The sequence below is a fragment of the Nocardioides nanhaiensis genome (assembly GCF_039542785.1).
GTDB lineage: Bacteria > Actinomycetota > Actinomycetes > Propionibacteriales > Nocardioidaceae > Nocardioides > Nocardioides nanhaiensis.
Map to the genome: position 1 here is coordinate 615,234 of NZ_BAABIM010000002.1, position 21,116 is coordinate 636,349.

The window sequence follows — 21,116 nt, forward strand, 5'->3', positions numbered from 1 at the left end:
TCGCTCAACCTACCCGCCCCGCCGCACCGGGCCGGGCGTCGCGCGCGTCGCGCTCGGCCAGGTCGCGCAGCGTCAGCAGCTGCTTGCGCATCATCACCAGGTCGCCCCACGCGACGGCGAGCGCCCGCGCGCGCTGCAGCCGGGTGCGGCTCGGCACCGCGATCCGCGCCACCAGGCGGCACCGCTCCGGCCCGCCGGGGCCGATGGCCGGCAGCGGCTCGACGGCGTAGGTGACGCCCCACGGCCCGGCCACGCGCTCGGCGCTCGGCGAGGTGCGCGCCGTCCAGGCCCGCCCCTCGTCGACCTCGGTGAGCCGGAAGACGGTCGCCATCACCTGGCCCACCTCGAGCCGCTCGGTGCCCGGCACCAGGGCGCGCGGGCTGCGGCGGCCGCGGTTGTCGATCCAATCGTAGGAGTAGGGGGCGAGCGCCAGCTGGCACAGCCACCGCCACGCGAGGTCGGGCGGGGCCGCCGCGGTGACCGCGCGCGTCATCCGGGCCACGGGCGCCGTCAGCAGCGCGTCGGCCGGGTAGGCGCGGGCGTGCTCCTCGTCGGTGGCGCCCCAGCGCCACGGCAGACCCGCCTCCGGCATGCTCGCGCCCTCAGGAGCCGGAGGCCAGCTCGCGCGAGCGGTCGCGCGCGGCCTCCATGGCGGCCAGGAACGCCGCCCGCACCTTGTGGATCTCCAGCTCGCGCAGGGCGCTCGCCGTCGTCCCGCCGGGCGAGGTGACCTGCTCGCGCAGCACGGTCGGGTGGGTGCCGGTCTCCTGCAGCATCCGGCCCGAGCCCACCAGCGTCTGGATCACCAGGTCGGTGGCGGTGGTGCGCGGCAGCCCCAGGTGCACGCCGGCCTCGATCATCGACTCCACCACGAAGAAGATGTAGGCGGGCCCGGAGCCGGAGATGGCGGTGACGGCGTCCTGCTGGCGCTCGGGGATGCGCACGACCCGGCCCACCGACGCCATCAGCGCCTCGACCTCGGCCAGGTGCTGCTCGCTGCAGTGCGAGCCGGGCGAGATGGCCGACATGCCCTCGTCGACCAGCGCCGGGGTGTTGGGCATGACCCGGACGACGGCGACGCCGGCCGGCACCCGCGCCTCGATGAACCCGGTGGTGATGCCGGCGGCCAGCGAGACCAGCAGCTGCCCCTCGTGCAGGGAGGGCGCGATCTCGGCGAGCACGTCCTCCATGTCCTGCGGCTTGACCACGAGCGCCACCGTGCTCGCGCTCGCCGCCTCGAGGTTGCCGACGACGGCGACGCCGTAGCGCTCCTCGAGCTCGCGGGCGCGATCGGGCCGCTTCTCGCCGACCAGCAGCCGGTCGACGCGGCGACCGGCGCGCACGAGCCCCGAGAGCAGGGCCTCGCCCATGACGCCGGCGCCGATCACGGCGGTACGGGACTCGGACATGTGCACCTACTTCTTGGAGACGAGCGACCGCAGGAAGAATGTCAGGTTCTGGGGGCGTTCGGCGAGGCGCCGCATCAGGTAGCCGTACCACTCCTGGCCGTAGGGCACGTAGACCCGCACGGTCTCGCCGGCCGCGGCCAGGCGCTTCTGCTCCTCGGGCCGGATGCCGTAGAGCATCTGGAACTCGTAGGAGCCCGGCGGACGGCCGTACCGGCTGGCCAGCGAGGCGGCGATCTCGACCATCCGCGGGTCGTGCGTGGCCACCATCGGGTAGCCCTGGCCGGCCAGCAGCACCTTCAGGCACCGCACGAAGGACTTGTCCACCTCGATCCGCTCGGTGAACGCGACGCTCTCGGGCTCGTGGTAGGCGCCCTTGCACAGGCGCACCCGGGAGCCCTCGTAGGCCAGCGCGCGGCAGTCGGCCTCGGTGCGGCGCAGGTAGGCCTGCAGCACCGCGCCGGTCTCGGGGAAGTCCTTGCGCAGGTCGCGCAGGATCGCGAGCGTCTTGTCGGTGGTGGTGTGGTCCTCCATGTCGAGGGTCACCGTGGTGCCGGCGTTGCGGGCGGCGCGGCAGATGACGCGCGCGTTCTCGAGCGCGACGGCCGGGCCGTGGTCGGGCAGCGCCAGGCCGATCGCCGTCAGCTTCACCGAGACCTCGGCGTGCCGGGCCAGCCCGCGCGCCGCCAGCGCGTGCAGCAGGCCGGTGTACGCCTCGACCGTCGCGGTGGCCTGGGCGGCGTCGAGGGTGTCCTCGCCGAGGAAGTCGAGGGTGACCTTGAGGCCGTCGTCGACCAGGCCCGCCGTCGCGCCGACCGCGGCGTCGTCGTCCTCGCCGGGCACGTAGCCGGCCACGACCCCCGCGCTCACGGGCAGCGTGGTCACGAGCCTCTTGACGGCGCCGCTGCGAGCCAGCAGCAGCAGCGGTTGGCGCAGCAGTCCCATGGGCCCGAGGCTACGTCGTGGTCCCGTCGGCGCCGGCGGCTGGCTGGTCGGCGGGGGCGTCGTCGAGCCCCAGGTGGGTGCGGGCGAAGGCCAGCGACTCGCGCAGGTCCTCGGCGCGCTCCTCGACCGTGGAGCAGCGGCGGGTGTTGATCTCGAGCACCACCTCGCCGGCGAAGCCCACCTGCGCCAGGTGCCGCAGGAACCCGGCGGCGTCCATGGCGCCCCGACCCGGCACCAGGTGCTCGTCCTTGGCCGACCCGCTGCCGTCGGTGAGGTGCACGTGGCGCAGCCGCGGGCCCAGCCGCTTGGCCATCTCGACGACGTCGTCGCCGGCGATGGCGGCGTGCGAGAGGTCGACGGTGGTGTTGGCGTAGGGCTCCTCCGAGGGGTCCCAGCCCGGCAGGTACATCGGCAGGCCGCGCTTGGCGGAGGCCTTCCAGGGATACATGTTCTCGACCGCGAAGGCGATGCCGGTGGAGTTCTCGAGAGCAGCGATCCCGTTGACGAAGTCGCGGGCGTAGTCGCGCTGCCAGCGGAACGGCGGGTGCACGACGACGACCTCGGCGCCGACCTCCTGCGCCATCTGGGCCGAGCGCTCCAGCTTGCCCCACGGCTCGGTGCCCCAGACCCGTTGCGTGAACAGCAGGCACGGCGCGTGGACCGCGCTGATCGGCACGCCGTGGTGCTCGGAGAGCTGCTGCACGGCGCTGGTCTGCTGGGAGAGCGCGTCGATGCCCACCATCACCTCGACGGCGTCGTAGCCCAGCGCCGCCGCCCACGAGAAGGCGTGAGCGGTGCTCTCGGGGAACACCGAGGAGGTGGACAGGCCGATCCGCGGCCGCGCTGGGGTCGTCATGGCGTCGTGCCCCTCAGACCCCGTCGAACATGCCGAGCCGGTCGATGCGCTCGAGGATGACGCCCTCGCGCAGCGCCCACGGGCAGATCTCGAGCTCCTCGATGCCGAAGATGTCCATGCAGCCCTCGGCCACCAGGGCACCGGGCAGGATCTGGTGGGTGCGACTGGGGCTGACGCCCGGCAGCTCGGCCAGCTCCTCGGCGCTCATCGCCGCCAGCTTCGGGATCCACCCGCGCAGCTCGGCCAGCGAGAGCGCGCGCGGCACCAGCGGGCCGTCGCCGGAGGGGGCGGCACCGCAGATGCGGGCCAGCGAGCGGAAGGTCTTCGAGGTGGCGGCGGCGCGGTGCGGCGCGCCGGCGCGCAGCAGGTTGCCGGCGTCGCGGGCGATCTCGGTGCGGATCTGCTTGCGCACCTGGCGCAGCAGCTCGTCGTCGGGTCCCTCGGCACTGCCCTCGGCGAAGTGCGCCCGCGCCAGCCGGGCGGCACCCAGCGGCAGCGACCAGGCGACGTCGGGGCGCTCGTCGCCGCCGCCGGCGATCTCGAGCGAGCCGCCACCGATGTCGAAGACCGCCAGGCGGCCCGCCGACCAGCCGAACCAGCGGCGCACGGCCAGGAAGGTCAGCCGCGCCTCGTCCTCGCCGGAGAGCACCGCGATCTCGGCGCCGGTGTGCTCGCGCACGTGGGCCAGCACCTCCTCGGAGTTGCCGGCGTCGCGCACCGCCGAGGTGGCGAAGCCGAGCATCTCCTCGCACCCCTTGTCCTCGGCCACCACCAGGGCCTCGGCCACGAACGCCGTCAGCGCCTCGACGCCGCTGGCGCTCACGCGACCCCCGGCGTCGAGGTGCTCGGCCAGCCGCAGCGGCTGCTTGTGCGAGAAGGCGGGCAGCGGCGCGGCACCGTCGTGCGCGTCGACGACGAGCAGGTGCCCGGTGTTGGAGCCGATGTCGAGCACGCCCAGCCGCATGCACCCAACGTACTCCGCGCCGCCTGCCCGCTCGTGCGCGACCGGCCGTCCGTGGACCGTAGGGTGGACGCGTGCCCGAGGTCGACCTGGTGTTCCCCCGCGCGTTCGTCGAGTTCGCGAACCCCGCCGACGACACCGAGGTGATGCGCTGCGACCTCACCTGGCTGACGTCGTCCTACATGTGCATCTTCGGCCAGGGCTGCTGCGGCATCGACGCCGACTCCCCCGACACCGGCTGCTGCACCCTCGGGGCGCACTTCGCCGACAAGGACGACGAGCAGCGCGTCGCCGGCTTCGTGGCCGAGCTGACGCCCGAGCAGTGGCAGTTCCACCCCGCCAACGGCGAGATCGAGGGCGTCACCCGCAAGGCCTGGGCCGACCGGCGCGACCCGCGGGTGCGCAAGCGGGACTGGGTCGACACCGACGCCGACGGCGAGCGCAAGACGCTGGCCATCGAGGTCGACGGCCAGAGCGGGTGCGTGTTCCACAACCGCGCCGACCACCCCGGCGGCGCCGGCTGCGCGCTGCACGGGCTGGCGCTGCGGCAGGGCCGCAACCCGTTGGAGACCAAGCCCGACGTGTGCTGGCAGCTGCCGATGCGGCGCACCTTCCGCACCGTCGAGCGCGCCGACGGCACCGGCTACACCGAGGTGACGATCGGCGAGTACGACCGGCGCGGCTGGGGCCCCGGCGGGCACGACCTGGACTGGTACTGCTCGGGCAACACCGAGGCGCACGTGGCCCCCGAGCCGGTCTACGTGACCCACGAGCCCGAGCTGGTGGCGCTGATGGGCCGCGCGGCCTACGACGAGCTGGTCCGCCACTGCGAGGCGCACCTGCGCTCCCGCTCCGCGCTCGCGCTGCACCCCGCCGACCCGCGCTGACCCTGCGCCGCCGTTATTTCGTTACGGTCCCGACTCAGGAAAAGTCGCGTGGCGCGCGACCGAGGTGACCTAGCCTGCAGCGGTGCTCCGCGCGATCGCGGTGGTGCTCGCCGTGGGGGCCAGCGCCACCACTCTCTACCTGCTGCTCGGTGACGAGAGCTGGGCCGGCGACACCGTGTGGACGGTCTCCTCCACCCAGGGCTTCCACCGCGGCGACGTCGCCGTCCTGGTCGCCTGGCTCGCGTGTCTGCTGCTGGCCAGCCTGCTGTGGGACCTCGGGCGTCGTCAGGACGGGCGCCACCGGCGCTGAGCCCGTGCTGGACGGGGCTGCGCGGCGGCCCCGACTGTCTCGACGTCGAGAGAAACGACCCCGCCGTCGGCGTCCGCTGAGCGCATGCTGAGAATGTCGACATGCGCCTGGACCACCTCTCCTTCGCCGCCGGCCCCGACGGCCTCGCCAGCACCGCGGAGCGCATCGGGGGTCTCCTGGGCGCCTCGTTCCTCGACGGCGGCGTGCACCCGCGCTTCGGCACCCGCAACATGATCCTGCCGCTCGGCGGCACCACCTACCTCGAGGTCGTGGAGGCGCTCGACCACCCCGCCTCCGACAAGGCGCCCTTCGGCCAGGCCGTCAAGGCGCGCTCGCTCGCCGGTGGCGGCTGGCTCGGCTGGGTCGTCGCCGTGGGCGACATCGCGCCGGTGGAGGCCCGCCTGGGGCGCGCCGCCGTCGCGGGCAACCGGCACCGCCCCGACGGCACCGAGCTGCGCTGGAAGCAGATCGGCGTCAACGGCCTGATCTCCGACCCGCAGCTGCCCTTCTTCGTGGAGTGGGAGAGCCCGCTGGAGCTGCACCCCTCCGCCGGCGCCGACGACTCCTTCACCCTGGCCTGCCTCGAGATCGCCGGCGACCCGCAGCGGGTCAGCGAGTGGCTGGGCGCGCCCGTGGAGGCGCCGCTCGAGGACGTCAAGGTCGAGTGGGTCGCCCCGCACGGCACCCCCGGCGTGCTCGCCATCCAGGTGCAGACCCCCGCGGGCCTCGTGCGGCTCTGACCCTCCCGGGGTGTCCGGGGTGTCCCGTGGTGCCGGCGTGACCCCCGTGCGCGGGGCCGTCGCCAGCCCCAACATCTGGCGCACGCCCGAGGTCTACGAGCGCGAGAACCGCGCCGCCGACCCCGACGGTCGGCTGTGGCAGGCATTGCGCGACGTCGTCCCCGGTGCGGCTGCGTGGGACGACGCCCGCGTGCTCGACCTCGGCTGCGGCACCGGCTACCACCTGCCGCTGTTCGCGGCGACGGCGCGCGAGGTCGTCGGCGTCGAGCCGCACCCCGACCTGGTGGCGCTGGCCCGCCGTCGCACCCGCGGGCTCGACCACGTGCGGGTGCTGCCCGGCACCGCGCAGGAGGTGCCCCTGGCCGACGGCAGCGTCGACGTCGTCCACGCCCGCTGGGCCTACTTCTTCGGCCCCGGATGCGAGCCCGGGCTGCCCGAGCTCGCCCGGGTGCTGCGGCGCGGTGGCACCGCGCTCGTCGTCGACAACGACCCCGCGCGCTCCACCTTCGGCGCCTGGTTCCGCCGCGGCTTCCCGCACCTGCCCCCGCCGTCGGAGGTCGAGCGGTTCTGGGCCTCGCGCGGCTGGACCCGCACCGCCGTCGACATGGGCTGGCGGTTCACCTCCCGCGCGGACCTGGAGGCGGTCGTGCGCATCGAGCTCCCACCCGCGGCCGCCGAGGAGGCCCTGCGCCACCACACCGGTCTCGAGGTCGACTACGCCGTCAACGTGTGGAGCCGGACCTTCGGCTGAGCTCGCGACCCTCAGCTGGAGCCGCGGACCGCCAGGGTCGGGGTGAGCATCACGCCCTCGTTCGTGACCGGCGGGGCGCCGAGCAGACCCTCGAGCGCCTTGACCACCTCGACGGCGACCAGCTCGAGCGGCTGGCGCACCGAGGTGAGCCCCGGCTGCACCACCTGGGCCACCTGGGAGTCGTCGAAGCCCACCACCGCGATGTCGCGCCCCGGGTGCAGCCCGCGCTCGGCCAGGGTGTGCAGCACTCCCATGGCCAGCGTGTCGGAGGCGCACACGAAGGCGGAGGGGCGGGCCTCGTCGAGCAGCACGGCGCTGGCCTCGCGGCCGCTGTGCACGGTGTCCTCGACCCGCGAGGCCATGCCGGTGGTGGAGAGGCCGTGCGCCTTGAGCGTGCGGCTCCAGCCGGCGCGGCGGTCCTCGCCGATCCAGGAGTCCTTGCGCCACCCGATCCAGGCGATCCGGTCGTGCCCGCGCTCGATCAGGTGCCGGGTGGCGATCTCGGTGCCCGCGGCGCCGTCGACGTCGACCCAGGGGTGGGTGGCGCCCGGGTCGTCCCAGGGTCGTCCGAACGCCACGAACGTGGCCCGCCGCTCCCGCAACCAGGCGGCCTGCGGGTTGCCCAGGTAGGTGTCGGTGACGACGAACGCATCGACCGCGGTGGAGCGCAGCAGGTCGTCGTAGCCCGCGACCGGGTCCTGCGGCTCCCCCGAGAACAGCAGCACGTGGTAGCCGGCCTCGCGCGAGGTCTCGACCAGGGAGTGGGTGAAGCGGTCCATCGCGGCGTTGGCGGTGAACTCCTGGGCGGGGTTCATCCGCAGGCCCACCAGGTGCGAGGCCCGGGTGCGCAGGTTGCGCGCGGCCCGGTTGGGCACGTAGCCGAGGTCCTCGATGGCGTCCTGCACGCGCGCGAGCGTGTCGGGGCGCAGCAGGTCGGGGTTGTTCACGGCGTTGGAGACGGTCTGACGCGAGACCCCGGCGCGCTCGGCGACGTCGGCGAGCGTCGGCGCCCCCGTCGGCAGCTTCGCCACGCTCCTCGCCTCCTCCGCACTCGCCCTGGATCGTTCCAAGAGGCGCAGGATAACCGACACGCATCCGGTGCACGCCCTGGTCGGGAGGGCTGTCGGTGGCGCCGTCTAGGTTGCGACCCATGGCCACCACCAGCAAGACCGCCCGCGCCCCGCGGCCCGCCTACCGCTGCTCGGAGTGCGGCTGGCAGACCGGCAAGTGGGTCGGCCGCTGTGGGGAGTGCCAGGCGTGGGGGTCCATCGCCGAGACCGCCGCCCCCCAGGGCCGCACCAGCGCGGCGCCCGTCACCACGCCGGCCGTGCCGATCGGCCAGGTCTCGGTCGAGGCCTCGGCCTTCCGCAGCTGTGGCGTCGCCGAGCTCGACCGGGTGCTCGGGGGCGGTCTGGTGCCCGGCGCCGCCATCCTGCTGGCCGGCGACCCCGGCGTCGGCAAGAGCACCCTGCTGCTCGAGGTCGCGGCCCGCACCGCCGGCACCGGCGGCGCGCGGGCCCGCACGCTCTACGTCACCGGCGAGGAGTCCGCCAGCCAGGTCCGGCTGCGCGCCGACCGCACCAACGGTGTGCACGAGGAGCTCTTCCTCGCCGCCGAGACCGACCTCGGCGCGGTGCTCACCCACATCGAGGAGGTGCGCCCCTCCCTGCTGGTGGTCGACTCGGTGCAGACCATCGCGGCCGCCGGCGTCGACGGCGTCCCGGGCGGCGTCACGCAGGTCAAGGAGGTCGCCGCCGCACTGGTGCGGGTGGCCAAGACCCGCAACATCACCACCGTGCTGGTCGGCCACGTCACCAAGGACGGCTCGATCGCCGGCCCCCGGGTGCTCGAGCACCTCGTCGACGTCGTGCTCCACTTCGAGGGCGACCGCAACTCCCGGTTCCGGATGGTGCGCGCGGTCAAGAACCGCTTCGGCCCGGTCGACGAGGTGGGCTGCTTCGACCTCTCCGCCGAGGGCATCACCGCCGTGGCCGACCCCACCGGCCTGTTCGTCGAGCACCACCACGGCCGCGTCGCCGGCACCTGCGTCGCCGTCACCATGGAGGGCCGGCGGCCGCTGCTCGCCGAGGTGCAGGCGCTGGTCACCCCCTCCGCGCTCGAGCGGCCCCGCCGCACCACCTCGGGCCTGGACTCCTCGCGCATCGCGATGGTGCTGGCGGTGCTGCAGCAGCACGTCGGCATCCGGCTGGCCTCCCACGACGTCTTCGCCTCCACCGTGGGCGGCGCCCGCCTCTCCGACCCCGCCAGCGACCTCCCGGTCGCCATCGCCCTGGCCTCGGCGACCTTCGTCAGCCCGCCGCCGGCCGGCGTCGTCGCGATGGGCGAGATCGGCCTGGCCGGCGAGCTGCGCCGGGTGCGCGACCTGCCCCAGCGGTTGGCCGAGGCAGCCCGGCTCGGCTTCCAGATGGCCGTCGTCCCCGCACCACCGGGCTCGGCGCAGGGTGCGCGGCCCGCCCGTGCGGACCGCACCGTCGAGGGCATGCGCGTGGTCGAGGTGCCCGACGTCGTGGGTGCGTTGCGGGTGCTGCACCTGGTGGCCCGCACCAAGCACGCGCTCGAGGTCGTCGACGTCCCGCGTTCCGAGGAGCGCTGAGAGCCGCGCGGTGGCGGCGCCGTCACCTAGACTGCGCGTGGCGCGCCGATTCGATCCGGTGCGCCAGCATCCAACTCAGACCAGGACCGCCGGCGTCGCCGGCAGAGGGAGACACAGGTGGCCGCCGCCGAGCGCACCGACGAGGCCCTGCGCCTGCGCGAGACCCTCGCCCTGATCGCGCCCGGCACCCACGTGCGTGACGGGCTCGAGCGCATCCTGCGGGGTCGCACCGGCGCCCTGATCGTCTTCGGCCACGACAAGACCGTGGAGTCCATCTCCACCGGCGGCTTCACCCTCGACGTGCCGTTCACCGCCACCGGGCTGCGCGAGCTGGCCAAGATGGACGGCGCGATCATCGTCGACTCCAGCCTCAGCCGGATCCTGCGCGCCGCGGTGCACCTGATGCCCGACCACACCATCCCCTCCGAGGAGACCGGCACCCGGCACCGCACCGCCGACCGCGTCGCCAAGCAGACCGGCTTCCCGGTCATCTCGGTCTCGCAGTCCATGCAGATCATCGCGGCCTACGTGGGCGACACCCGCCACGTGCTCGAGGACTCCGCGCAGATCCTCTCCCGCGCCAACCAGGCGCTGGCCACGCTCGAGCGCTACAAGCAGCGCCTCGACGAGGTCTCGGCCACCCTCTCGGCCCTCGAGATCGAGGACCTGGTCACCGTGCGCGACGTCGCCGTCGTCGCCCAGCGACTGGAGATGGTCACCCGGATCGCCAGCGAGATCGAGGACTACGTCCTCCAGCTCGGCAGCGACGGGCGGCTGCTCTCCCTGCAGCTCGAGGAGCTGATCACCGGCGTCGACGCCGAGCGCGAGCTCGTGATCCGCGACTACGTGCCCGCCGGGCGGCGCAACAAGTCGCCCGAGCAGCTGCTCGCCCGCCTCGAGGCCCTGTCCCCCACCGAGCTCGTCGACCCCGCCGCGGCCGCCCGCGCGCTCGGCATCGGCACCGGCGAGCACCTCGACGGCGCCGTCACCCCCCGCGGCTTCCGCCTGCTCGCGAAGGTCCAGCGCCTGCCCGCGCCCGTCGTCGAGCGCCTCGTGGAGCACTTCGGCACCATGCAGAAGCTGCTCTCGGCGGGCGTCGACGACCTGCAGGCCGTCGACGGCGTCGGCGAGCTGCGTGCCCGCAGCGTCCGCGAGGGCCTCACCCGCCTGGCCGAGTCGACGATCCTCGAGCGCTACGTCTGACGCCTCGCCGACCCGGCTCGCAGTGCGCCGGCTCGGTGCTCGACCCGTGCGCACTCAGGCCGGGTCGGCGTCCCACCCGTGCGCACTCGGGCCGGGTCGGCGTCTCACCCGTGCGCAGTCGCGCCGGGTCGGCGTCCCAGCCGTGCGCAGTCACGCCGGGTCGGCGTCCCACCCGTGCGCACTCAGGCCGGGTCGGCGTCCCACCCGTGCGCACTCGCGCCGGGTCGGCGTCCCACCCGTGCGCACTCAGGCCGGGTCGGCGTCCCACCCGTGCGTGGTCGCGCCGGGTCGGGTCAGGCGGGGTCGCCGGGCTCGACGGCGCCGGTGGGCCTGCCCGAGGGCTTGCCGCTCGGCTTGCCGGCGGGCTTGCCCGAGGGCCGGTCGGAGGGCTCGTTGCTCGGCTCGCCGCTCGCACCGCCGGTGGGCTTGCCACTCGGCTTGCCCGAGGGCTGGGGCTTCTGGGTGGGCGTCGGGGTGGGGGTGACGACGTCGGGGCGGGGCAGCTCCAGCTCGAACTGCACGTCCTGGGGCTCACCGCCCAGCGCGGCGGCCTGCACGTGGTAGAAGCCGTCGAGAGCGTAGGACGAGCGGCCCGGGCAGCCGAGGTTGGAGCGGCGGGCGTTCCAGACCACACCGACGCGGACCGGCTCCTCGGGGCGCAGCACCGCGGACTGGGTGGGCAGCACGCGCGGGCAGTCGCGGCTGGACCAGATCGGGTCGGCGCCGGAGGTGATGGTCACCGCCACGTGGGCCGGTGAGATCTCGTAGGTGCAGGCCGCGCTCTCGATGCTGCGAAGCTCCAGGACGACGGTCACGTCGCGGCCGGCCACGGCCTCCTCCACCACGGGGGTGACGGCGACGTCGACGGGCTCGCAGGCGCCCTCGGGCTGGGCCAGCGGGGTCGGCGTGGGCGTCGGCACGGAGGTGGCGCCGAGGCCTGCGGACTGGTCCGGGTCGGCCAGGTCGTCGGTGGGGCCCTCGCTGGGGAGGTCGCTGGGCTCGGCCGCGGACTGCACGGCCTCGACGCCGCGGTCCTCCGAGGCGCCGTCGCTGCCGCCGCGCAGCAGCCCCCCGATCAGCACCACCAGCGAGCACGCCAGGCCGAGCACGAACAGCCGGCGGCGCCAGTACACGCCCGGCGGCAGCGGTCCGCGGGTCGTGGGGGGCGTCGCGGGCATGCCTCGCACGCTAACGATTCGCGCGGCCCGGGTGGGGGTGCCACACCGGGGAGGTCCCACCTCCCGCAGAATCGGGGCCGTGGAGCCCCCGTCGACCTCGCCCACGCCGCCGCCCGACGTGCTGCACGCGCGGGTGCTCGACTGGTACGCCGACCACGCGCGCGAGCTGCCGTGGCGCGACCCGAGCGCGAGCCCCTGGTCGGTCATGGTCTCGGAGTTCATGCTGCAGCAGACGCCGGTGGCCCGCGTGCTGCCCGTGCACGCCGCGTGGCTCGAACGCTGGCCGACGCCGGGCCACCTGGCCGCCGAACCCAGCGGCGAGGCGGTGCGCGCGTGGGGACGGCTGGGCTACCCCCGGCGCGCCCTGCGGCTGCACGCGGCAGCGGCTGCCGTCGTCGAGCGTCACGAGGGCCAGGTGCCGGCCGACTACGACGACCTGATCGCCCTGCCCGGGGTCGGCGACTACACCGCGGCGGCCATCGCCAGCTTCGCGTTCGGACGCCGTCACGTGGTGCTGGACACCAACGTGCGCCGGGTGTTCGCCCGTGCCGTGGGCGGCACCGAGCTGCCGCCGCCGTCGGTCACCCGGGCCGAGCGCGACCTGGCCACGGCGCTGCTGCCGGACGACGAGCCGACCGCCGCGACCTGGGCGGTGGCCGTCATGGAGCTGGGCGCCCTGGTGTGCACCGCCGCCCGGCCCGACTGCGAGCGCTGCCCCGTGGCCGACCTGTGCGCCTGGCAGGCCGCGGGGCGCCCCGCCTACACCGGGCCGCCACGCCGCGGGCAGGCGTGGGCGGGCACCGACCGGCAGTGCCGGGGCCGCCTGATGGCGGTCGCGCGCGACGCGCACGGCCCGGTGCACGTGAGCGCCTTCGAGCAGGTGTGGCCCGAGCCGGTGCAGCGCGAGCGGTGCCTGGCGGCGCTCGTGGACGACGGGCTGCTCGTGGTGGCCGGACCGAGCGGCTACGCGCTGCCCTGACCCGCCTGACCGGCCTGACCGGCCGGCTGCTGGCGGGCCGTGACGTCGTCGAGCACGGCCTGCGGCAGCGTCCAGACCTCGCGTGCCCGCGCGACCAGGGCCGCCTCCCCCGCCTGCTCGACGCGCGACGCCGTCGCCTGCAGCGACTCCAGCATCTCGACGGCGCTGCGCCCGGTGTGGAAGTGCCACTTGTTCTCGGGAGCGACACCGGCGAGCAGCGCCGTCAGCTGGCGTGAGCGCTCCGCTCCGAGCGGCTCGGGACGGTGGGTGCCCGCGAGCGGGTCGACCTGCTCGAGGAGGCCGAGTTCCAGCAGGGTCTCGAAGTCGTCGGCGGTGGTGCGCTCGAAGATGCGCATCAGGTAGGCGCGCAGCTTCTTCTCGGGCAGGTCGCGCGCCAGCAGGGCGCGCAGCGCGACGGCGGTGGGCTCGCGCACCGGGCGGAAGCTCACCTTCGAGCCCGAGGCGAGGATGTTCATCCACTTGCGCACGAACTCCTCCCCCGACCACGACTCGTAGTGCAGCAGCCGCGCCCAGTCGCCCTTGCCGTCGTCGCCGGCGGGCACGAGCTCCTGCTCGTGGTCGTGCACGTCGTGCAGCGCGTGCCAGCGCCGCAGCGTGGGCCGCATCCCGCACTTGCCCTCGCAGTGACCGTGGAAGTAGTGCCCGTTGAGCGGCTCCTCGATCAGACCCAGCACCTGCAGCAGGGTGAGCTCCTCGTGCTCGAGCATCCGCTTGAAGTGGGTGACCTTGCGACCGGGCCACTTCACCCGGCTCACGGCCTCCAGCGGCGCGGCGCGCACGACCTCGATCTCGGGGGGCAGCGCGTCGACGACGCCCCGGTCGAGCACGAGGGCCTCGTCGCCGTCGATGTGGAAGATCCAGTCGGCGCCGGCCAGGGGCGCCGCCAGGGCGCGCGCCACGTTGGCGTTGATGCGCTGGCGCACGTTGAGCTGCTTGGGGCGCTTGCCGTGCCACCACGCCGGCCCCGTGGGCACCGCCGTCACGTGCGGGTGGCTGGCGAAGGTCTCGAGGACCGCCGGGTCGGCGTCGTCGACGAAGAGCAGGCAGTGGTCGACGCCGCCGGCCAGGTTGCGGGTCACGAACTCCGTCAGCCCCGCCGGTGAGTCCTTGACCGTGCTCGCCGTGAACAGCATGCGCAGGACCCTAGGGGATGGGTCGGCGCGCCGGCGGGGCGGGCGAGGCGGGCATCACCCGCCGGTCGCGCGTGGATCCCACGCGCCCCACCGGCCTCAGGAGTGACCGACCGGAGGGCCTTTCGCGGAACCGGCGGGCCAGGATTCCGGCCCCCCTGTTCCGCGATCCCACGTGGACGTGGGATCGCCCCCCAGGCCACCCCGCACCTCCCCAGACGCACCCGACCCCCGCCACCACGAGGGCGACGGGGGTCGGGAGGTGGAGCGGTGGGGCGAGCCTCAGCCGGCGACGGTGCCGGTGCCACCGGCCTCGGCGCCACCGGCGTCGGTGCCGCCGGTCTTGGGAACGTCCCGCGGGCCGTCGGTCTCCTCGGAGGCGTCGCCGCCGCCGAGGTCGGCGGTCTCGAAGGGCGGCAGGTCGGGCAGGGCGCCGACCTTCTGGCCCTTGAAGGTGAACGTGGCCGTGGGGCCCTCACCCTCGACGTCGACCAGCACCAGCTGACCGGGACCGATCTCGCCGAAGAGCATCTTCTCGGCCATCACGTCCTCGATCTCGCGCTGCACCGTGCGGCGCAGGGGCCGCGCACCGAGCACGGGGTCGAAGCCCCGCTCGGCCAACAGGTTCTTGGCCGGCTGGGTCAGCTCGAGCGCCATGTCGCGGTCGCGCAGCCGCAGCTCGACGGCCGCGATCATGTTGTCGACCATGGAGACGATCTGCTCCTGGGTCAGCGGCGGGAAGACGATGATCTCGTCGACACGGTTGAGGAACTCGGGCCGGAAGTGCTGCTTGAGCTCCTCGGAGACCTTGCTCTTCATCCGGTCGTAGGAGCTGGCGTCGCCGGTCTGCTGGAAGCCCAGGTTCAGGCCCTTGGCGATGTCACGCGTGCCGAGGTTGGTGGTCATGATGATGACGGTGTTCTTGAAGTCGACCACCCGGCCCTGGCTGTCGGTGAGGCGACCCTCCTCGAGGATCTGCAGCAGGCTGTTGAAGATGTCCGGGTGCGCCTTCTCGACCTCGTCGAAAAGCACCACCGAGAACGGCTTGCGCCGCACCTTCTCGGTGAGCTGACCGCCCTCCTCGTAGCCCACGTAGCCCGGGGGCGAGCCGAAGAGCCGCGAGACGGTGTGCTTCTCGCCGAACTCCGACATGTCGAGCTGGATCAGCGCGTCCTCGTCCCCGAAGAGGAACTCGGCGAGCGTCTTGGAGAGCCAGGTCTTACCCACACCCGAGGGGCCGGCGAAGATGAACGAACCACCGGGGCGCTTGGGGTCCTTCATGCCGGCGCGGGTGCGTCGGATGGCGCGGGAGATGGCCTTGACGGCCTCGTCCTGGCCGATGACGCGCTTGTGCAGCTCGTCCTCCATGTTGAGCAGCCGCGTGGACTCCTCCTCGGAGAGCTTGACGATCGGGATGCCGGTCGCGACCGCCAGCACCTCGGCGATCAGCTCCTCGTCGACCTCGGCGACGTCGTCCATGTCGCCGGCGCGCCACTGCTTCTCGCGCTCTGCCTTCTTGAGGATCAGCTGCTTCTCCTCGTCGCGCAGGCGGGCCGCGGCCTCGAAGTCCTGCCCGTCGATCGCGGCCTCCTTGCGGGCCCGCACCTCGCCGATCTTGTCGTCGTACTCGCGCAGGTCGGCGGGCTGGGTCATTCGGCGGATGCGCAGCCGCGAGCCGGCCTCGTCGATGAGGTCGATGGCCTTGTCGGGCAGGAATCGGTCGGAGATGTAGCGGTCGGCCAGCGTCGCCGCCGAGACCAGCGCCTCGTCGGTGATGGTGACGCGGTGGTGCGCCTCGTACCGGTCGCGCAGCCCCTTGAGCATCTCGATCGTGTGCGCGATCGAGGGCTCGGCGACCTGGATCGGCTGGAAGCGGCGCTCCAGCGCGGCGTCCTTCTCCAGGTACTTGCGGTACTCGTCGAGGGTGGTGGCACCGATGGTCTGCAGCTCGCCGCGGGCCAGCATCGGCTTGAGGATGCTGGCGGCGTCGATGGCGCCCTCGGCGGCACCCGCACCCACGAGGGTGTGGATCTCGTCGATGAACAGCACGATGTCGCCGCGGGTGCGGATCTCCTTGAGCACTTTCTTCAGGCGCTCCTCGAAGTCACCGCGGTAGCGGCTGCCGGCCACCAGCGCGCCGAGGTCGAGGGTGTAGATCTGCTTGTCCTTGAGCGTCTCGGGCACGTTGCCCTTGACGATGTCCTGGGCCAGGCCCTCGACGATCGTGGTCTTGCCGACGCCGGGCTCGCCGATCAGCACCGGGTTGTTCTTCGTGCGCCGCGAGAGGATCTGCATCACGCGCTCGATCTCGTTCTCGCGTCCGATCACGGGGTCGAGCTTGCTCTCGCGAGCGTCCTGGGTGAGGTTGCGACCGAACTGGTCGAGCACCAGCGAGGACGACGGCGTCTCGCCACCGCCGGCGCTGGCCGCCGCCGAGGCGGTCGACTCCTTGCCCTGGAAGCCCGAGAGCAGCTGGATGACCTGCTGGCGGACCCGGTTGAGGTCGGCGCCCAGCTTCTGCAGCACCTGGGCGGCGACGCCCTCGCCCTCGCGGATCAGGCCGAGCAGGATGTGCTCGGTGCCGATGTAGGAGTGGCCGAGCTGCAGCGCCTCGCGCAACGAGAGCTCGAGCACCTTCTTGGCGCGGGGCGTGAAGGGGATGTGGCCCGACGGCGCCTGCTGACCCTGGCCGATGATCTCCTCGACCTGGGCGCGCACGGCCTCCAGGGAGATGTCGAGGCTCTCCAGCGCCTTGGCCGCGACGCCCTCACCCTCGTGGATGAGCCCGAGCAGGATGTGCTCGGTGCCGATGTAGTTGTGGGAGAGCATGCGGGCCTCCTCCTGGGCCAGCACGACCACCCGACGGGCTCGGTCTGTGAACCGCTCGAACACTGCTCATCACTCCTACTGCTTGGGGAGCCCCGCGTGCCGCTGCCGGGGACGGGGGTGCGGGGCAAGACGCCTGGTCCAACCCCTCGGCCAGCCTACGCGTTCCCCCTCAGCCGATCCCGGGAGTCCGCTGAGAGCGAACGCCGGCCCCCTGCCGCCCGGGGGGAGCAGCAGGGGGCCGGCCTCCGGATCGGGGTCCGCCCGACGTCCGCTGGGCGTCTCAGTGAGCGGCGTCGAAGGCCTCGCGCACCTCGGCGGGGATGCGACCCCGCTCGGGCACGTCGTGACCGTTGCTGCGGGCCCACTCGCGGATCTCCTTGGCCGAGGGGCCGTTGTCGGCGGCCGAGCTCGCGGAGCCGCCGGCCTTGCGCGGGCGGCGTCCGCCGGAGGCGACCTTGCGGGCGTTGCCCACGTAGAGCGCCATCGCGTCGCGCAGCTCGGCGGCGTGCTCGTCGTTGAGGTCGATCTCGTAGGAGGTGCCGTCCAGCGCGAAGCTGACGGTCTCGGTGGCCTCGCTCTCGTCGAGGTCGTCGACGAGGACGATGTTCACCTTCTGTGCCATGGGGGAATTCCTGCCTGTGGGAGTAACACGGGAACAATGCACCCTGACTATGACACCCAGGTGTTTATCGCGCCAATATCGGCGGCCTTTGCGGCGATTCGTCGGAATGCGGACGGGGCGAAATTCGAGACTTTCCTGGCTGCATTCGACCCGGGGTCATCGCCCGACGCTCGGATCGCTTCCCGGGCATGGCCGCAGGAAAAGCGTCGAAATGCGCCCGAAATACACGCGCGGCGCGATCAGCTATTACGGAGGAAGACCATCTCGAGGCCGCGCAGCGTCAACCAGGGGTCCTGGTCGGTGAAGCAGCCGCACTCCCCGGCCACCAGGTCGGCGAGGTAGCCGGTCGCGACGACGCTCAGCCCCTCGCCCGGCTCCCCCAGCTCGGCGCGCATCCGCGCCACCATGCCCTCCACCTGCGCGGCGACGCCGAAGACGAGCCCGGACTGCAGGGCCTCGACGGTGTTCTTGGCGATCACGCTGCGCGGGCGCACCAGCTCGACCTTGCGCAGCTGCGCGCCGCGGCGACCGAGCGCCTCGAGGCTGATCTCGATGCCCGGCGCGATCGCCCCGCCCACGTAGCGACCCTGGCTGTCGACGACGTCGAACGTCGTCGCGGTGCCGCCGAAGTCGACGACGATCGCGGGCCCGCCGTACCGGGTCGCCGCGGCGAGCGCGTTCACGATCCGGTCGCTGCCGACCTCGCGCGGGTTGTCCATCAGCACCGGCACGCCGGTGCGCACCCCGGCCTCGACCACCACGGTGGGCAGCTCGGGGAAGTGGCGCGGCACCATGTCACGCCACTCGTGCAGCACCCCCGGCACCGTGGCGCACACGACGACGCCCTCGGGCGTGCCGAGCTCGCGCACGCCCGCGAGCAGGCCGCGGATCAGCACCGCCCACTCGTCGGAGGTGCGGCGCTCGTCGGTCGAGATGCGCCAGTCGGCCAGCACCTCGCCATCACGCACCAGCCCCAGCACCGTGTGGGCGTTGCCGATGTCGGCGGCCAGCAGCAGGAGTCCGGGCGCGTCGGGCACGGTCACTCCCGCACGTCGAGGCCGAGGTCGAAGACCTTGACCGAGTGCGTGAGCGCGCCCACCGAGACGAAGTCGACACCGGTCTCGCCCACCGCGCGGGCCCGCTCGAGGGTGAGCCCGCCGGAGGCCTCCAGGGAGGCGCGCCCCGCGGTGATGGCGACCGCCTCGCGCATCGTCTCGGGCGGCATGTTGTCGAGCAGCACCTCGGTGCAGCCGGCGTCGAGCACCGCGCGCAGCTGGTCGAGGTCAGTCACCTCCACCTCGACGCGCAGGTCGGGGTAGGCCGCGCGCACCGCCTCGAAGGCGGGCACGACACCGCCGGCGGCGACCACGTGGTTGTCCTTGACCATCGCGCGGTCGCTGAGGCTGAACCGGTGGTTGAGCCCGCCGCCGCAGCGCACCGCGTACTTCTGCAGCGCGCGCCAGCCCGGCAGGGTCTTGCGGGTGTCGAGCACCCGCGCGCCGGTGCCCTCGAGGGCGTCGACCCAGCGCGCGGTGGCGGTCGCGACGCCGGAGAGGTGGCTGGCGAAGTTGAGCGCGGTGCGCTCGGCGGTCAGCAGCGCGGCCCACGGCCCGGTGACGGTCAGGACGACGTCGCCGGGCCGCACCCGGGTGCCGTCCGGCGTCCGGTGGGCCACCTCGAGCGCCTCGCCGAGCGCGTAGCGGAACGCCAGCTCGGCCACGGCCAGCCCAGCCACGACGCCGGTCTCGCGCGAGACGAAGTCGCCGGTGCCCGAGCCCTGCGGCGGCACCGCGGCACTGGTGACGTCGACGCCGGTGGGCAGGTCCTCGGCGAAGGCCTGCGCCACGTGGGCGTGGACGGCGGCCGGGTCGAGGCCGGCCTCGGTCAGCTCCGCGACCAGCGCGGGCGGCAGGTCGACGAGCGGGGTGCGGGCCAGCGTCATCGGGACTCCTCCACGGCGGGCACGTCGGTGGGCACGTCGGTGGGCACGTCGGTGGCCGGCGCGGGCAGGAACTCGGTGGCGAGCCCGCCGTCGACGAGTCGGGTGTCGAGGTGGCCGGCCCAGGCGGCGTCGTCGCGCTCGGGGTGGTCGTCGCGCCAGTGCGAGCCGCGGGTCTCCTCGCGCAGCGCGGCGGCGCGCGTCATCGCCGTGCTGACGGTGAGCAGGTTGGTGGCCTCCCACGAGGCGAGGTCCACCAGGGCGGTGCCGGTGACGGCGAGCTCGGCCAGCTTGCCCAGCCGCTCCCCGGCCTCGGCGAGCCCGGCGGCGTTGCGCAGCACGCCGACCCGCGCCGTCATGGTGTCCTGCAGCTCCTCCCGGGCGGTGCCGCTGAGCAGCCCGGTGGCGCGGGGGTCCTCCTCACCGGTGCGGGCGGTGGCCCACGGGCGCAGCTCGCCGGGGAGCACGGTGGCGATGCGGCGCGAGAACACCAGCCCCTCGAGCAGGCTGTTGGAGGCCAGCCGGTTGGCGCCGTGCACGCCCGAGCAGGCCGCCTCGCCGGTGGCGTAGAGGCCGGGCACGCTCGAGCGGCCCCACAGGTCAGTGCGCACGCCGCCCGAGGCGTAGTGGCAGGCGGGCGCCACCGGCAGCAGCGCGGTGACGGGGTCGACGCCGTGCGAGCGCGCGGTGGCCAGGATCGTCGGGAAGCGGCGCTCCCAGAACGCCGCGCCCAGGTGGCGGGCGTCGAGCCACATGTGCGGGCGGCCGGTGTCGAGCATCCGGCGCATGATCGCCTTGGCGACCACGTCGCGCGGCGCCAGGTCGGCCAGCTCGTGCACGCCCTGCATGAACCGCTCGCCCTCGAAGTCGACCAGGAAGGCGCCCTCGCCGCGGACCGCCTCGCTGATCAGCGGCTGCTGACCGGTGGAGTCCGCGCCCAGGTACATGACCGTGGGGTGGAACTGCACGAACTCCAGGTCGCGCAGCGTCGCCCCGGCGCGCAGGGCGAGCGCCATGCCGTCGCCGGTGCTGACCGGTGGGTTGGTGGTCTGGCTGAACACCTGGCCCAGCCCGCCCGAGGCGAGCACGACCGCGCGGCAGCGCACCGCGCCCACGCCGTCGCGCTGCCCCTCGCCCATCACGTGCAGCGTCACGCCGGCCACGGCGCCGTCGTCGTCGAGCAGCAGGTCGAGCGCCAGGGCGCGCTTGATGACCTCGATCTCGGGGGCGGCGCCGACGGCGGCCACGAGGGCGCGTTGGATCTCGGCGCCCGTGGCGTCGCCGCCGGCGTGCGCGATGCGGTCGCGGTGGTGGCCCCCCTCGCGGGTCAGCGAGAGCTCGCCGTCGGGGTCGTGGTCGAAGCGGGTGCCGAGCGCGATCAGCTCGCGCACGGCCTCGGGCCCCTCGGTCACCAGAGCCCGCACCGCCTCGGCGTCGCACACGCCCGCACCGGCCACCAGGGTGTCGAGCTCGTGCTCGGCGGGGGTGTCGCCGGGGCCGAGCGCCGCCGCGATGCCGCCCTGCGCCCACTGGGTGGAGCCCGCCGAGAGCCGGTCCTTGGTGACGACCAGGACCTTCTCCACGTGCCCGCGCAGCCGCAGGGCCGCCGTCAGGCCCGCGATGCCGGAACCGATGACGACGACGTCGGCGTCGGTGGTCCAGCCGGGCTCGGGAGCGGTCAGACGGCCGGGCAGGCTCACGTCGGGCATCCGGTGAGCCTAGACCCGACGTCGGCGGGGTGGCCG

20 protein-coding genes are annotated in these 21,116 nt (G+C 74.0%); 7 read left to right on the forward strand and 13 right to left on the reverse strand.

Annotated features, from left to right (window positions below):
• Window positions 1-4 precede the first annotated feature (4 nt).
• Genes ABD948_RS11085 through ABD948_RS11105 form a run of 5 tightly spaced genes read right to left on the reverse strand, consistent with a single transcriptional unit; the run spans window position 5 to window position 4,171 of the window.
• Window positions 5-592, reverse strand: a complete 588-nt coding sequence (locus tag ABD948_RS11085; RefSeq protein ID WP_345265697.1) for a hypothetical protein — start codon at window positions 590-592, stop codon at window positions 5-7.
• Window positions 593-602: 10 nt separating this feature from the next.
• Entirely contained in the window at window positions 603-1,409 is an 807-nt protein-coding gene (gene proC / locus ABD948_RS11090) for a pyrroline-5-carboxylate reductase (RefSeq protein WP_345265699.1), read from the reverse strand.
• A 6-nt stretch (window positions 1,410-1,415) separates the two neighbouring features.
• Window positions 1,416-2,351: a proline dehydrogenase family protein gene (locus ABD948_RS11095; protein WP_425576565.1), complete on the reverse strand. Its 936-nt coding sequence runs from the start codon at window positions 2,349-2,351 to the stop codon at window positions 1,416-1,418.
• A gap of 10 nt (window positions 2,352-2,361) precedes the next feature.
• Window positions 2,362-3,207 carry a sugar phosphate isomerase/epimerase family protein gene (locus ABD948_RS11100; RefSeq protein WP_345265701.1) on the reverse strand — a complete coding sequence of 282 codons (846 nt, stop codon included), beginning with the start codon at window positions 3,205-3,207 and terminating at the stop codon, window positions 2,362-2,364.
• 13 nt (window positions 3,208-3,220) lie between these two features.
• Window positions 3,221-4,171: a Ppx/GppA family phosphatase gene (locus tag ABD948_RS11105; RefSeq protein WP_345265703.1), complete on the reverse strand. Its 951-nt coding sequence runs from the start codon at window positions 4,169-4,171 to the stop codon at window positions 3,221-3,223.
• Between the two features lie 71 nt (window positions 4,172-4,242).
• Here ABD948_RS11105 and ABD948_RS11110 point away from each other — a divergent pair, with 71 nt between their 5' ends.
• The 4 genes from ABD948_RS11110 (at window position 4,243) to ABD948_RS11125 (ending at window position 6,856) form a co-directional block, all read left to right on the forward strand.
• Entirely contained in the window at window positions 4,243-5,055 is an 813-nt protein-coding gene (locus tag ABD948_RS11110) for a DUF3109 family protein (RefSeq protein WP_345265705.1), read from the forward strand.
• A gap of 82 nt (window positions 5,056-5,137) precedes the next feature.
• Window positions 5,138-5,365, forward strand: a complete 228-nt coding sequence (locus ABD948_RS11115) for a hypothetical protein (RefSeq protein ID WP_345265707.1) — start codon at window positions 5,138-5,140, stop codon at window positions 5,363-5,365.
• A 101-nt stretch (window positions 5,366-5,466) separates the two neighbouring features.
• Entirely contained in the window at window positions 5,467-6,105 is a 639-nt protein-coding gene (locus ABD948_RS11120; RefSeq protein ID WP_345265709.1) for a VOC family protein, read from the forward strand.
• 10 nt (window positions 6,106-6,115) lie between these two features.
• On the forward strand, window positions 6,116-6,856 hold the full coding sequence (locus tag ABD948_RS11125; protein ID WP_345265711.1) for a class I SAM-dependent methyltransferase: 741 nt from the start codon (window positions 6,116-6,118) through the stop codon (window positions 6,854-6,856).
• A gap of 11 nt (window positions 6,857-6,867) precedes the next feature.
• On the opposite strand, the gene ABD948_RS11130 is transcribed toward ABD948_RS11125, so the two are convergent.
• Window positions 6,868-7,887 carry a LacI family DNA-binding transcriptional regulator gene (locus ABD948_RS11130; protein WP_345265713.1) on the reverse strand — a complete coding sequence of 340 codons (1,020 nt, stop codon included), beginning with the start codon at window positions 7,885-7,887 and terminating at the stop codon, window positions 6,868-6,870.
• A 119-nt stretch (window positions 7,888-8,006) separates the two neighbouring features.
• Here ABD948_RS11130 and radA point away from each other — a divergent pair, with 119 nt between their 5' ends.
• Entirely contained in the window at window positions 8,007-9,470 is a 1,464-nt protein-coding gene (gene radA / locus ABD948_RS11135) for a DNA repair protein RadA (RefSeq protein ID WP_345265715.1), read from the forward strand.
• A gap of 117 nt (window positions 9,471-9,587) precedes the next feature.
• Window positions 9,588-10,673 carry a DNA integrity scanning diadenylate cyclase DisA gene (gene disA / locus ABD948_RS11140; RefSeq protein ID WP_345265716.1) on the forward strand — a complete coding sequence of 362 codons (1,086 nt, stop codon included), beginning with the start codon at window positions 9,588-9,590 and terminating at the stop codon, window positions 10,671-10,673.
• Between the two features lie 293 nt (window positions 10,674-10,966).
• Here the strand turns inward: disA and ABD948_RS11145 are convergent, their stop codons facing one another.
• Window positions 10,967-11,851 (reverse strand): hypothetical protein, encoded by an 885-nt coding sequence (locus ABD948_RS11145; RefSeq protein ID WP_345265718.1) that lies wholly within the window; start codon window positions 11,849-11,851, stop codon window positions 10,967-10,969.
• Window positions 11,852-11,930: 79 nt separating this feature from the next.
• Here ABD948_RS11145 and ABD948_RS11150 point away from each other — a divergent pair, with 79 nt between their 5' ends.
• Window positions 11,931-12,830, forward strand: a complete 900-nt coding sequence (locus tag ABD948_RS11150; RefSeq protein ID WP_345265720.1) for an HhH-GPD family protein — start codon at window positions 11,931-11,933, stop codon at window positions 12,828-12,830.
• Here ABD948_RS11150 and ABD948_RS11155 read toward each other — a convergent pair.
• The 6 genes from ABD948_RS11155 to ABD948_RS11180 all read right to left on the reverse strand — a co-directional run bounded on the left by ABD948_RS11155 (window position 12,815) and on the right by ABD948_RS11180 (window position 21,080).
• Window positions 12,815-13,984 (reverse strand): glycosyltransferase family 2 protein, encoded by a 1,170-nt coding sequence (locus ABD948_RS11155; RefSeq protein WP_345265722.1) that lies wholly within the window; start codon window positions 13,982-13,984, stop codon window positions 12,815-12,817. The genes ABD948_RS11150 and ABD948_RS11155 overlap by 16 nt on opposite strands.
• 279 nt (window positions 13,985-14,263) lie before the next feature.
• Window positions 14,264-16,873, reverse strand: a complete 2,610-nt coding sequence (locus ABD948_RS11160) for an ATP-dependent Clp protease ATP-binding subunit (protein WP_345265724.1) — start codon at window positions 16,871-16,873, stop codon at window positions 14,264-14,266.
• A 217-nt stretch (window positions 16,874-17,090) separates the two neighbouring features.
• Window positions 17,091-17,432, reverse strand: coding sequence for a histone-like nucleoid-structuring protein Lsr2 (locus ABD948_RS11165; RefSeq protein WP_345265726.1), 342 nt, complete (start codon window positions 17,430-17,432; stop codon window positions 17,091-17,093).
• A 239-nt stretch (window positions 17,433-17,671) separates the two neighbouring features.
• Complete coding sequence (locus tag ABD948_RS11170) at window positions 17,672-18,469, reverse strand: type III pantothenate kinase (RefSeq protein WP_425576567.1); 798 nt, start codon at window positions 18,467-18,469, stop codon at window positions 17,672-17,674.
• A gap of 2 nt (window positions 18,470-18,471) precedes the next feature.
• A complete protein-coding gene (nadC, locus tag ABD948_RS11175) occupies window positions 18,472-19,374 on the reverse strand; it encodes a carboxylating nicotinate-nucleotide diphosphorylase (RefSeq protein WP_345265728.1) in 903 nt (300 codons plus the stop codon).
• Window positions 19,371-21,080, reverse strand: coding sequence for an L-aspartate oxidase (locus ABD948_RS11180; RefSeq protein ID WP_345265730.1), 1,710 nt, complete (start codon window positions 21,078-21,080; stop codon window positions 19,371-19,373). Before ABD948_RS11180 ends, nadC begins: the two co-directional genes overlap by 4 nt.
• Window positions 21,081-21,116 lie beyond the last annotated feature (36 nt).

Bases quoted from the DNA above. Each gene is read 5' to 3' on its own strand.
- ABD948_RS11095 (WP_425576565.1), bottom strand. From the start codon at position 2,351: ATGGGACTGCTGCGCCAACCGCTGCTGCTGCTGGCTCGCAGCGGCGCC.
- ABD948_RS11105 (WP_345265703.1), bottom strand. From the start codon at position 4,171: ATGCGGCTGGGCGTGCTCGACATCGGCTCCAACACCGGGCACCTGCTC.
- ABD948_RS11100 (WP_345265701.1), bottom strand. From the start codon at position 3,207: ATGACGACCCCAGCGCGGCCGCGGATCGGCCTGTCCACCTCCTCGGTG.
- ABD948_RS11155 (WP_345265722.1), bottom strand. From the start codon at position 13,984: ATGCTGTTCACGGCGAGCACGGTCAAGGACTCACCGGCGGGGCTGACG.
- nadC (WP_345265728.1), bottom strand. From the start codon at position 19,374: ATGACGCTGGCCCGCACCCCGCTCGTCGACCTGCCGCCCGCGCTGGTC.
- ABD948_RS11165 (WP_345265726.1), bottom strand. From the start codon at position 17,432: ATGGCACAGAAGGTGAACATCGTCCTCGTCGACGACCTCGACGAGAGC.
- ABD948_RS11120 (WP_345265709.1), top strand. From the start codon at position 5,467: ATGCGCCTGGACCACCTCTCCTTCGCCGCCGGCCCCGACGGCCTCGCC.
- ABD948_RS11085 (WP_345265697.1), bottom strand. From the start codon at position 592: ATGCCGGAGGCGGGTCTGCCGTGGCGCTGGGGCGCCACCGACGAGGAG.
- radA (WP_345265715.1), top strand. From the start codon at position 8,007: ATGGCCACCACCAGCAAGACCGCCCGCGCCCCGCGGCCCGCCTACCGC.
- ABD948_RS11180 (WP_345265730.1), bottom strand. From the start codon at position 21,080: ATGCCCGACGTGAGCCTGCCCGGCCGTCTGACCGCTCCCGAGCCCGGC.
- ABD948_RS11145 (WP_345265718.1), bottom strand. From the start codon at position 11,851: ATGCCCGCGACGCCCCCCACGACCCGCGGACCGCTGCCGCCGGGCGTG.
- proC (WP_345265699.1), bottom strand. From the start codon at position 1,409: ATGTCCGAGTCCCGTACCGCCGTGATCGGCGCCGGCGTCATGGGCGAG.